At 71.4% G+C, this 13,015-nt stretch carries 3 protein-coding genes; all 3 read left to right on the forward strand.

Translation table 11 applies throughout. The features are described from left to right. Positions 1 to 426 precede the first annotated feature (426 nt). From ACWC9T_RS11150 to ACWC9T_RS11160, 3 genes are read left to right on the forward strand one after another with little or no spacing between them, the layout of a single operon-like run. Positions 427 to 2,313, forward strand: a complete 1,887-nt coding sequence (locus ACWC9T_RS11150) for an ABC transporter ATP-binding protein (RefSeq protein ID WP_449820773.1) — start codon at positions 427 to 429, stop codon at positions 2,311 to 2,313. Beyond that, complete coding sequence (locus ACWC9T_RS11155) at positions 2,310 to 8,531, forward strand: amino acid adenylation domain-containing protein (RefSeq protein ID WP_449820774.1); 6,222 nt, start codon at positions 2,310 to 2,312, stop codon at positions 8,529 to 8,531. Before ACWC9T_RS11150 ends, ACWC9T_RS11155 begins: the two co-directional genes overlap by 4 nt. Continuing rightward, the gene (locus tag ACWC9T_RS11160) at positions 8,528 to 12,988 is read left to right on the forward strand and encodes an amino acid adenylation domain-containing protein (RefSeq protein WP_449820775.1); all 4,461 of its coding nucleotides are present in this window, start codon (positions 8,528 to 8,530) and stop codon (positions 12,986 to 12,988) included. Before ACWC9T_RS11155 ends, ACWC9T_RS11160 begins: the two co-directional genes overlap by 4 nt. Positions 12,989 to 13,015 lie beyond the last annotated feature (27 nt).

The raw sequence follows: 13,015 nt of genomic DNA on the forward strand, positions 1-13,015 counted from the left end.
CGAGCCGAAGTCAGTAACCTTCCGGCTGCACACCTGGCGCCTGCGCTTTCCTGATCGCACTGCACCAGCCGGGGCCGCTGCGGCGGGGCGTTCGGCAGCCTCTTCCTGGGCCCGGGGCGGTGGCACTGATCGTGGGAGTCGTCGGCGTCGCCACCACCGTGATCATCCCGGTGTCGGAGCGGCGCTCGGATGACCGGTGCGCTCGCCGGCCTGACTCCGGCGGTCCGGGCGTCCCGGATGCCGCCCCCCGTAGCCCCAGGGCCACGTCCAAGTGTCGGAATTACCTGCTTGGACGACACTCGTGGACATCGAGTCCGATCGGCAGCATGGACCTCCTGACTTCGGCGTAGTGGAAGAGGGGATGTCCGCATGGTGCTGATGCCGTCCACCGGGGGGGCGCTGAGGGCCGGCGGAGGTGCTGATCCCGTGCCGTCCAGGATCAGCCCTGGCACGTCCCGCAGAGTCCTCGCCTACCTTCGCCCGTACACCGGAAAGATCACCCTCTTCGCCATCGTCGCTGTCCTGGAGTCGCTCATCGTGGTGGCGACTCCGCTGCTGCTCAAGCAGATCGTCGACGACGGGATCCTCAAGCACGACTCCGGATCCATCACGCTGCTGGCCTGCTGCACCGCCGGCCTCGCCGTCCTCGACGCGTTACTGCAGCTGGCGCTCGCCTACATCGCCGGGTGGATCGGGCAGGGGGTCACCTACGAACTCCGGGCCCAGGCGCTCGGTCACGTCCAGCGGCTGCCGGTCGCGTTCTTCACCCGCACCCAGACCGGGGTGCTGGTCGGACGGCTCCACATGGATCTGATCATGATGCAGCAGGCTTTCAGCCAGCTGCTGATGACGGTCACCAGCGCGGTCGCGGTCGTCATGGTGGTAGCCGAGCTGTTCTACCTGTCGTGGCTCCTCGCCATCATCACGCTGGTGCTGATCCCGTTGTTCCTCCTTCCCTGGATGTACGTGGGCCGGGTGATGGAGCGGTACACCAGGCAGTCGATGGAGGCGAACGCCGGCCTGGCCGGCATCCTCCAGGAGCGGTTCAACGTGCAGGGGGCGATGCTCTCCAAGCTCTTCGGCCGTCCGAAGCAGGAGATGACCGAGTACGAGGACCGGTTGGAGAAGCTCCGCAGGGTCGGCGTGAGCGTCGTCGTCTACAGCCGGATGGCCTTCATCATCATGGCGCTGATGGCCTCGCTCACCACGGCGCTCGCCTACGGGGTCGGCGGCGGCCTCGTGCTGTCCGGGACCTTTCAGCTCGGCACGCTGATCGCTCTCGCCACCCTGCTCGGGCGGCTGTTCGGGCCGATCACCCAGCTGTCCGGGATGCAGGCGAACGCGCTGATCGTCCTGGTGAGCTGCGAGCGGGTCTTCGAGATCCTCGACCTGAAGCCGCTGATCGAGGAACGCCCCGACGCCGTGAGGCTCACGGTGAGCACGGCCCCGGAGATCGAGTTCGAGGACGTGTCGTTCCGCTACCCCGGCGCGGACGAGGTCTCGCTGGCGTCGCTGGAGCAGAACGTGCGCGGCGGACGGGAGCGGGGGGAGACGGCGTCGGAGGTCCTGCGCCACCTCAGCCTGCAAGCGCCGGCCGGAACCCTCACCGCACTCGTCGGCCCGTCCGGCGCGGGGAAGACCACTCTCACCCACCTGGTCTCCCGGCTGTACGACCCGACCTCCGGCACCGTCCGTATCGGCGGACACGATCTCCGGGACCTCTCCTTCGATTCGCTCCGCGAGACGGTGGGCGTGGTCAGCCAGGACACCTACCTCTTTCACGACACTATCCGGGAGAACCTCGCCTACGCCCGTCCGGCCGCCACCGAGGACGAGCTGATCGAGGCGTGCAAGGGGGCCCAGATCTGGGACCTGATCGAATCCCTCCCGAGGGGGCTCGACACCGTCGTTGGAGACCGCGGCTTCCGGCTGTCGGGCGGGGAGAAGCAGCGACTGGCCATCGCCAGGCTGCTGCTGAAGGCGCCCTCGGTCGTCGTGCTCGACGAGGCCACCGCCCACCTGGACTCCGAGTCGGAGGCCGCCGTCCAGCGAGCGCTCAGGACCGCGCTGCGCGACCGCACCTCGCTGGTGATCGCCCACCGGTTGTCCACGATCCGCGAGGCCGACCAGATCGTCGTGATCGACGACGGGGGCGTCTGTGAGCGCGGGACGCACGAGGAGCTGCTGGCCGAGGGCGGACTCTACGCGGAGCTCTACCACACGCAGTTCGCCAAGTCGGGCGGCGGCGCTGCCGAGCCCGAACGCAACGGGGCCGGACCGGTCCCCCAGATGACTTCCGAATGGGGACGATGAATTCCGCAGCGCGGGCCACGCCGACGGTGCCGGAGCTGTTCGCCCGCCAGGCGGAGCGGACGCCCGACGCGGTGGCCGTGGTCGATGGAGACCGGGTTCTGACCTACCGGCGGCTGGACGAACTCGCGGGCTGGCTGGCCGGGCGGCTGATCGGTCGGGGTGTCCGCCGCGGCGACCGAGTGGCGGTCCTGATGGAACGCTCGGCGGACCTGGTGGTGACGCTGCTCGCCGTGTGGAAGGCGGGAGCGGCGTATGTGCCCGCGGACCCCGGCCATCCCGCGCGGCGGGTGGCGTTCATGGCCGCGGACTCAGGGGCGTCCTTGATGGCATGTTCGGCCGCGACGGTCGACGGCGTGCCGGAGGGGGTCGAGTCGATCGTCGTCACGGAGGAGGGGCAGGGCGAAGCGCCGGCGGTCCCGGTGCGTCCGGGGGACCTGGCGTATGTGATGTACACCTCCGGGTCGACCGGGATCCCGAAGGGAGTGGCCGTCCCGCACCGGAGCGTCGCTGAGCTGGCGGGGAACCCCGGCTGGACGGTGCAACCCGGTGACGCGATCCTCATGCATGCGCCTCACGCCTTCGACGCGTCCCTCTTCGAGATATGGGTCCCGCTCCTCACGGGTGCCCGTGTGGTGATCGCAGAGCCGGGCGCGGTGGACGCCCGACGTCTGCGGGAGGCGATCGCCGGCGGCGTGACGAAGGTGCATCTGACCGCGGGCAGCTTCCGCGCGCTGGCGGAGGAGTCGCCGGAATCCTTCGCCGGCCTCCAGGAGGTGCTGACGGGCGGCGACGTGGTGCCCGCACACGCGGTGGAGAAAGTGCGAAGGGCGGTCCCCCGAGCACGGATCCGGCACCTGTACGGTCCGACGGAGACGACGCTGTGCGCGACGTGGCACCTGCTCCAGCCGGGCGACGTGCTGGGTCCCGTGCTGCCGATCGGCCGTCCGCTTCCGGGCCGCCGGGCCCAGGTGCTCGACGCGTCGCTGCAGCCCCTGCCGCCGGGCACGGTCGGCGAACTCTACCTTTCGGGCGCCGGCCTTGCGGACGGCTACCTGGACCGGGCGGCGCTGACGGCGGAGCGGTTCGTGGCGGATCCGTCCGTACCCGGCGGACGGATGTACCGGACCGGGGATCTCGCCCAGTGGACCGCCGACGGTGAGCTGCTGTTCACGGGCAGAGCCGACGACCAGGTGAAGATCCGCGGGTTCCGGATCGAGCCGGGCGAGATCGAGGCCGCGCTGACCGCCCAGCCGGATGTCCACGAGGCCGTCGTGGTGGCGATCGATGAACGCCTGATCGGTTACGCGGTGACGGACGTGGATCCCGACGTCCTCCGTGAGCGTCTCGGGGCGATCCTGCCGGAGTACATGGTCCCGGCTGTCGTGATCACGCTGGACGGGCTTCCGCTGACCCGCAACGGCAAGGTGGACCGGGCAGCGCTGCCCGCGCCCGTCTTCGGGGCGAACGCCGCGGGTCGCGAACCCGCCACCGGGGCGGAGCGCGTCCTGAGCGGACTCTTCGCCGACCTGCTCGGCCTGGACCGGGTCGGTGTCGACGAGAGCTTCTTCACCCTGGGCGGCGACTCGATCGCCGCGATGCGGCTGGCTGCGCGCGCGTCCAGGGCCGGTCTGCTGGTGACGCCCTCGCAGATCTTCAGCGAGAGGACCCCCGCACGGCTGGCGGCCGCAGCGCGGCCCGTGCCCGCCGATGACCCCGACGCCCCCGTCGGCCGCCCTCTGATCGCCCTCACCGCGGAGGAGGAGGCCGAGCTGGCGATGGCCGTACCCGGTGCCGTGGAGGTCTGGCCGCTCGCCCCGCTCCAGGAAGGGCTGCTCTTCCAGTCGACCCTTGAACGAGAGGGCCTCGACATCTACCAGGCGCAGTGGATCCTGGAGCTGGCCGGGCCGCTGGACGCGGCCCGGCTCCGGGCCGCCTGGGAAGCGGTCTTCGCGCGGCGCGCCGAACTCCGGGTGAGCTTCGTCCGGCTCGCGTCGGGGAGGACGCTCCAGGCCGTCGCCGGACACGTCGTGCTGCCCTGGCGGGAGGTCGATCTCACCGGCGTGGGCGACGCCGAGGCGGCCGTCGAGGCCCTCGCCCGGCAGGAACAGGAGCAGCGGTTCGACCTGGCCGCGGGCCCGCTGTTCCGGCTACTGCTGGCCCGGATCAGCGAGGACCGGTACCGCCTGCTGGTCGTCCACCACCACATTCTGACCGACGGCTGGTCGGTGGCGGCCATCCTCAACGAGGTGGCCGAGGCGTACGAGGCCGACGGCCGGCACCCGGAGCGGATCGGCGCGGCATCCTACCGGGACTACCTGGCCTGGCTGGACCGGCAGGACAAGGGCGCGGCACGCGCTGCCTGGCAGGCGGAGCTGTCCGGCCTCGACGGGTACGCGTCGATCGCCAGAACGGCCGCCGGGACGGGATACGAGTACCGCATCGCCCACCTCACGCCGGAGCTCTCCACCAGGCTGCAGGAGGTGGCTCGTGACCACGGGCTGACGCTGAACACGGTGGTGCAGGGTGCGTGGGCGATGGTGCTCGCCCGGCTCGCGCGGCGCACCGAAGTGGTGTTCGGCACCACGGTCGCCTGCCGTCCCGCAGAGCTCCCCGGGGTGGAGTCGATGACCGGGCTCATGATGAACACCGTGCCGGTCCGGGTGTCGCTCGATGGCGGGCAGTCGGTCGCCGACCTGCTCACCGGTCTGCAGCGGCGGCAGGCGGCCCTGATCCCGCATCAGCACCTGGGACTGCCGGAGATCCAGAAGGCCGCCGGGCCGGGCGCGAAGTTCGACACGCTGCTGGTGTTCGAGAACTATCCGCGGGACTTCGCCGACCGGTTCACCTACCTGGGCACGGTCGAGGGGACCCACTATCCACTGACCCTCGGCATCATCCCGGGGGACCGTCTCAGGATCCAGCTCGCCTACCGGCACGGGCAGATCGAGGAAACCGTCGCGGAGTCCGTGCTGGGGTGGTTCGTCGGCGCCCTCGGCGCGGTGGGCGCCGACCCTTACGGGTTGGTGGGCCGGGCCGGTGTGGGCGGGGGCCGGGTGAGCGGCCCGGATGCGGGGCCGGCGGTGGGGGAGTCCTTGCCGGTGCTGGTGGCGCGGGTCGTGGAGGAGCGGCCCCATGAGACGGCGGTGGTGGACGGTGACGGCGAGCTGACCTTCGAGGAGCTCTGGGAACAGGCGTCGGCGCTCGCCGCTGTGCTGAGGGCCCGCGGGGTCGGACCGGAGTCCCGGGTGGGCCTCGTCGTGGGGCGATCGGCGTGGTGGGTGGTCGGGATGCTGGGGGTGTCGCTGGCCGGAGGCGCGTTCGTTCCGGTGGATCCCGCGTATCCAGCCGAGCGCGTGGGACTGCTGCTGGGAGACGCGGATCCCGTGCTGGCCGTGTGCGACGCGAAGGCGCGGAACGCGGTGCCTGAGGAGTTCGCCGACCGGGCGGTGGTGATCGACGAAGTGGACCTCTCGGCGGGCCCGGACGCGGTGCCGCCGCCGGTGGGGCCCGGCGACGCGGCGTATGTGATCTACACGTCGGGGTCGACGGGGATTCCGAAGGGGGTCGTCGTCACCCACGCGGGCCTGGGGAATCTGGCGGCGGCGCAGATCGACCGGTTCGCTGTGTCGCCGTCGTCGAGGGTTCTGAAGTTCGCGGCGCTGGGCTTCGACGCCACGGTCTCCGAGGTGCTGATGGCGCTGCTTTCGGGGGCGACGCTGGTGATGGCGCCGGAGCAGGACCTGCCGCCGCGGGTGTCACTGGCCGAGGCACTGGAGCGGTGGGACGCCACCCATGTGACGGTTCCGCCGTCGGTGCTCGCCACGGCCGACGTGCTGCCGGCGGGGCTGGAGACGGTGGTGGTGGCGGGGGAGGCATGCCCGCCGGGCCTCGCGGACCGCTGGTCGGAGGGACGGCGGCTGATCAACGCCTACGGGCCGACCGAGGCCACGGTGTGTGCTGCGATGAGCATGCCGTTGACGGCGGGCCAGGACGTGGTCCCGATCGGGAAGCCGATCGTGGGAAGCCGCTGCCACATACTGGACGCCTTCCTTCGGCCATTGCCGCCGGGGATCACCGGTGAGCTGTATGTGACGGGGATCGGGCTGGCCCGTGGCTACCTGGGCCGTGCGGCGCTGACGGCGGAGCGGTTCGTCGCCGATCCCTTCGCCGCCGGTGAGCGGATGTACAGGACAGGAGACCTGGCCTGTCTCACGAGCGGCGGTGAGCTGGTGTTCGCCGGGCGGGCCGATGACCAGGTGAAGCTCCGCGGGTTCCGGATCGAGCCCGGCGAGATCGAGTCCGTCCTGTCCGGCCACCCGGGGGTCGCCCAGGCGGCTGTGGCCGTCCGGGACGACCGCCTCCTGGCCTATGTGTCGCCGGCTGGGGTCGATCCGCAGGCGATACGGGAGTACCTGGCCTCCCGGCTGCCCCAGCACATGGTGCCCGCTGTGGTGGTGCTGGAGGCGCTGCCCACCACCCCGAACGGAAAGATCGACCGCAGCGCGCTGCCCAGCCCTGGTCCCATTGCCGGGACCGTCGGTCGAGAGCCGGTGACGGAGCCCGAACAGGTGCTGTGCCGGCTGTTCGCCGAGGTGCTCGGCCTTGAGCGGGTCAGCGTGGACGACGGCTTCTTCGAGCTGGGCGGAGACTCGATCACCTCGATGCAGCTGGTGGCGCGGGCGCGGCGGGAAGGACTGGCCCTCGCCGCGCAGGACGTCTTCGAGCTGAGGACGCCGGAGGGACTCGCACGGCTGGCGGCGGAATCGCCTCTGCCGGAACGCCTCCAGCCCGGGACGGCCGACGGTGCGGGCGAGGTGCCGTGGACGCCGGTGATGAGAATGCTGGGCGACGGGATCACCGGTGCGGGATTCGCACAGTGGGTGGTTGTGGGCGCACCTGCGGATCTGGGCGAGGGGATCCTGGCCGCCGCACTGGCAGCCGTGGTGGATACGCACGACATGCTGCGAGCCCGCGTGGAGCAGGGACGCCTGATCGTCGGTGAACGCGGCTCCGTGGACACGGCCGGTCAGGCCCAGCGGGTGGGGCTTGCCGGAGGCTCGTTGGACCAGGCCGTGGAAGGCGCGGTGCGGGACGCGGTGGGCCGGCTGGACCCGGAGACGGGCGTGATGGTGCAGGCGGTGTGGGTGGACGCCGGGCCGGGACGGGTGGGCCGACTGGTGGTGGCGGTGCACCATCTGGCCGTCGACGGCGTTTCCTGGCGGATCCTGGTACCGGATCTGCGGGCAGCGTGCGAGGCGACTGCGGCGGGGCGGACGCCTTCGCTGGAGCCGGTGGCGGTGTCGTTCCGGCGGTGGGCGAGCCTGTTGGAGGAATGGGCGGCCTCCGCGGAACGGGTCGGTGAACTGCCGGCCTGGCAGGCGGTCCTGGGCCAGGCGGAGCGGCCGGTCGGCGGGCGGGAGGTGAGCACGGGGAGGGTGTGCTCACGGTCGTGGGCGATGTCGGGAGCCGAGGCGTCGGCGCTGCTGGGAAGGATTCCCGGGCTGTTCTTCTGCGGGGTCCACGAGGTGCTGCTCGCGGGGCTGGCGGGGGCGGTGGTGCGCTGGTGCGGCGATCATGCGGTGCTGGTGGACGTGGAGAGTCACGGCCGTCATGCGGTCGGCGGGCTGGATTTGTCCCGGACGGTCGGCTGGTTCACCAGCGTGCATCCGGTGCGACTGGACGTCTCGGGGATCCACTTGGCGTCCGGGGACCTGCTCAAGGCGGTGAAGGAGCAGTCGCGGGCCGTGCCCGGCGACGGGCTCGGTTACGGGCTGCTGCGTCATCTGAACGCCGGGACCGGACCGGTACTGGAGGCCGTGCCGTCACCCTGGATCGGGTTCAACTACATGGGCCGGTTCGCCGTGGGTGAGCAGAACGACGTGGCGGCATGGCAGCAGGCCGGTGACATCGGCGGTTCTCTGGATCCGGCCATGGCGGCGCCGCACGCGCTGCAGGTCGACGCGGTCGTCCGGGACCTGCCGGGTGGCCCGGAACTGACGCTGACGGTGAGCTGGACGGCCGGCCGCTTCGAAGAGGCCGAGATCGAACGGTTCGGTCGGATGTGGCGGGACGCACTGTGCGGCCTGGCCCGCCTGGCGGATGATTCCTCGGCCGGGGGACACACCGCGTCCGACTTCGACCTCCTCGACCTCGATCAGGACGAGATCGAGGGTTTTGAAGCAGTAGCGAAGCACTTCGGCGGAGGCGGGAAATCGTGACCCCTGGATCGGCGCTCGCCGAGATCTGGCCGCTGTCACCCATGCAGGAGGGAATGCTCTACCACTCCTCCTTCGACGACGCGGCCCCCGACATCTACGTCATCCAGCAGACCCAGATCATCGACGGGCCGCTGGACGCGGAGCGGCTCCGGACCTCCTGGCAGGCCCTCCTCGACCGGCACGCGGCGCTCAGGACGTCCTTCCACCGGCGGAAGTCCGGCGAGACGGTCCAGCTCATCGCCCGGGAGGTGGAACTCCCCTGGACCGAATGCGACGTGTCCGGCCTGGACGAGGACGACGCGATGGCCGAGGTGACCGTGATAGCGCAGAAGGAGCGCGCCAGGGGGTTCGACCTGACGCGGCCTCCGCTGCTGCGGCTGACGCTGGTCCGACTCGGTCCGGAGCGGCACTGTCTCGTGACGACCAGCCATCACCTGCTCATGGACGGGTGGTCGCGGGCGATCCTCGAATCGGAACTCCTCGACATCTACGCGGCCGGCGGCGTCGCGTCGGGTCTGCGGTCAGCGGCCTCCTACCGGAACCATCTGGCATGGCTGGGGCGGCAGGACAAGGAGGCCGCCCAGGCGGCATGGCGCGCGGAGCTGGCCGGCACCGACGGATCATCGGCGCTCGGCATCCCCGAAAGGCCCGGCCGGGCTCCGGAACTGCCGGTCCGGGAGGTGATCCGCCATTCCCCGGCCTTCAGCTCCGCCCTGATGGAGTTCGCCCGCAGCCATGGGCTGACACTGAACACGGTGGTGCAGGGCGCGTGGGCGCTGGTGCTGGCCCGACTGGGGCGCCGCCGGGACGTGGTGTTCGGCGCGACGGTCTCCGGGCGTCCGGCTGACCTGCCGGGCGTGGAGGGCATGGTGGGGCTGTTCATCAACACCGTGCCGGTGCGCGTGCGGCTGGACGGCGGGAGAACGGTCCTGGAGACGCTGACGGAGCTGCAGGAGCGGCAGTCCGCGCTGATCGCGCACCAGCACCTCGGGCTCCCGGAGATCCAGAGGCTCGCAGGGGCGGGCTTGGACACGCTCGTGGTCTTCGAGAACTACGTCGATCCCTCGGCGGGCCCGACGTCCCCGCGCGCTCTCGGACTAACCCTGCGGGAGTTCCACCAGGCGTCCCCCTACGCGATCACTCTGGGCGTCATGCCGGGCGAGAGCATCGAGACCGAAGTGCAGTACCAGCCGGGGATGGTCGACGCCGAAGTCGCCGGGACCGCTCTCCACGGGTTGGTCCGCGTCCTGGAACGGATGGTCGCGGATCCGGCTGCGCCGCTGGGCCGCCTGGACCTGGTAAGTGACGCCGAACGTGAGCGGGTGGTCGAGCGGTGGAACGAGACGGGCGACCCGATCGTCGCGCCCTCGGCGGTGGAGCTCTTCCTCCGGCAGGTGGAGAAGGCTCCGGACGCGACGGCGATGACGGCCGGGGGACGGGCCTGGTCGTTCGCGGAGCTCGACGCATGGTCAGGCCGGCTGGCGCGGGTACTGGTGGACCGGGGCGTGCGACGTGGCGACCGCGTCGGTGTCCTGCTGGAGCGTTCGCCGGACGTGCCGGCGGCATGGCTCGGGGTGTGGAAGGCGGGAGCGGCGTTCGTTCCCGTCGATCCGGACTACCCGGCGGACCGGGTCACGTACATGCTGTCCGACGCCGCCGTGGCCGCGGTGGTGTGCTGTGCGGGGACTGCGGGCGCCGTGCCCCCGGGCCACGAGCTCATCATGATGGACGACATCGTCGACGGTGGGACCTCGCTGGTCCCGATCGGGGCGGACGACCTGGCGTATGTGATGTACACATCGGGATCGACCGGGACACCGAAGGGCGTTGCCGTCCCGCACGGCGGCGTCGCGGCCCTGGCGGGAGACCCGGGGTGGGGCGTCGGAGCGGGCGACGCGGTGCTGATGCACGCGCCGCACACCTTCGACGCGTCCCTGTACGACCTCTGGGTGCCGCTCGTGTCGGGTGCGCGGGTGATGCTCACCGAGCCGGGCGTGGTCGACGCGGCGCGCCTCGCTGTCCACGTCGCACAGGGCCTCACCTCGGTGAACTTCACGGCGGGCCAGTTCCGGGCGCTGGCGCAGGAGGCGCCGGAGTCGTTCTCGGGGTTGCGCGAAGTGCTGGCGGGCGGCGACGTGGTGCCGCTCAGTGAGGTGGAGCGGGTCCGGCGGGCCTGCCCCGAGCTGGTCGTCTGGCACACGTACGGTCCGACGGAGACCACCCTGTGTGCGACCTGGAAGGCGATCGGGCCCGGCGAGCGGCTGGGGCCGGTCCTGCCGATCGGCCGCCCGATGCCGGGTCGGCGGCTGTATGTGCTGGATGTCTTCCTGCGTCCGTTGCCGCCGGGCGTCGCGGGCGATCTCTACATCGCGGGCGCGGGGGTGGCGCACGGCTATCTGGACCGTCCGGGGCTGACGGCGGAGCGGTTCGTCGCAGACCCGTTCACCTCCGGTCAGCGCATGTACCGGACGGGCGACGTCGCGTACTGGACCGATGAGGGCGATCTGGTCTTCGCCGGGCGCGCCGACGAGCAGGTGAAGATCCGCGGCTACCGTGTGGAGCCGGGCGAGGTCGAGGCGGTGCTGGCTGAGCGGCCGGGCGTTGACCAGGCTGTGGTGGTGGCACGTGAAGGACGCCTGATCGGCTATGTCGTGTCCGGCGGCGACATCGATCCGGAACGGCTGCGCGAGGACGTCGCCAGGGCGTTGCCGGACTACATGGTGCCAGCGGCGGTGCTGGTCCTGGACGTACTGCCGGTGACGGCCAACGGCAAGGTGGACCGGGCAGCGCTGCCCGACCCCGACTTCGGCGGACGCGTCATCGGCCGGGAACCGGCCACCGACGCCGAGCGGGCGCTGTGCGCGCTGTTCGGCGAGGTTCTCGGCCTGGAACAGGTCGGCGCGGATGACAGCTTCTTTGAGCTGGGCGGGGACTCGATCACCTCGATGCGGCTGGCGGCGCGGGCCCGCCGCGCCGGAATGGCCTTCGGCGCGCGCGAGGTGTTCGAGCACAGGACCCCGGCGGGAATCGCCGGGATCCTCGACCTGGACGGCGGGCCGGCCGATCCGGCCGAGGGCACAGGAGACGTCGCCCGGACGCCGATGACGACGGCATGGGGGCCGGGATCCGCGCAGTGGGTGACCGTCGGCGCGCCCGGCGGCCTGTCGGTGGACGCGCTGGCGGCTGGGCTGAGCGTACTGATCGACGCCCACGACATGCTGCGGAGCCGGATCGTCGAGGCCGGGAAGCCCCGGCTGGTCGTGTCCGGCCGGGGCGCGGTGGACGCCGCGGTACTGATCGAGCGGGTCGAGGCGGACACCGGTGACCTCGATGACGTCGCGGAGCGGTGCGCTCGGGAGGCGGCCGTTCGGCTGGATCCTGCCGCGGGTGTGATGGTCCGTGCGGTGTGGGTGGACGCCGGACCTGGTCGGGTCGGGCGGCTCGTGCTGGTGGCGCATCCTCTGGTGGTCGACGCGATGTCGTGGGAGATCCTGCTGACGGACCTGAAGGCTGCTCATGAGGCCGTCGTCGCAGGCAGGGAGCCGTCCCTCGACCCGGTGGACGTCTCGTTCCGGCGATGGGCGGCCGCCATGGCGGAACAGGCGACCTCCGAAGAACGCGTCGCGGAGCTGACCGCGTGGACGGCGCTCCTCGACGGAGAGGAGCCACGGCTGGGCGTGCCCGGCACCGGCTCGGCCGCGGGACGCCGATCATGGACCTTGCCGAAGGACCGCGCGCAAGCGCTCGCCGAGCAGGTCACCTCGGCCTTCCACTGCGGTGTCCACGAGGTGCTGCTGACGGGCCTGGCAGGCGCGGTGGCGCGGTGGCGCGGAGGCCACGTGGTGCTGGTGGACGTGGAGAACCACGGCCGTCACCCGGTCGGCGGGATGGATCCGACCCGGACGGTGGGCCGGTTTACGAGCGTGCATCCGGTGCGGCTGGACGTGGGCGGGATCGATCCGGCGTCCGGGTCGTTGCTGAAGGCGGTGAAGGAGCAGTCGAGGGCGGTGCCCGGCGACACGCTCGGCTACGGCTTGCTGCGCTGTCTGAACGCCGAGACGGGACCTGTCCTGGAAGCCTTGCCGTCCCCTCAGATCGGGTTCGCCTACCGGGGCCGGTCCGCCACGGGCGACGTTCGGGAGTGGCAGCGCTCCGGAGCGATCGGCGGTTCACCGGACCCGGACATCAGGCCGTCGCACGTGCTGGAAGCCGAGGCGGCCATCCGGGAACTGCCGGACGGCCTGGAACTGACGCTCACGGTGAGCTGGCCGGCCGGTCTCTTCCCGGAGGCCGAGATCGAACGGTTCGGCCGACTGTGGTCGGACGAGTTGTCCGCCCTGGCCCGCCTGGTGGGTGATTCCTCCGCCGGGGGGCACACCGCGTCCGATTTTGACCTCCTCGACCTGAACCAGGACGAGATCGAGGAACTCGAAGCCGAGTTCAACGACGACCTTTAAGCCTTTTCGCTGGATCGAGGGAGATAC

The sequence above is a fragment of the Kitasatospora sp. NPDC001159 genome, assembly GCF_053598235.1.

What these genes read in the sequence shown, in the direction of transcription:
- ACWC9T_RS11155 (WP_449820774.1), top strand. Translation starts at nt 2,310, where the DNA reads ATGAATTCCGCAGCGCGGGCCACGCCGACGGTGCCGGAGCTGTTCGCC.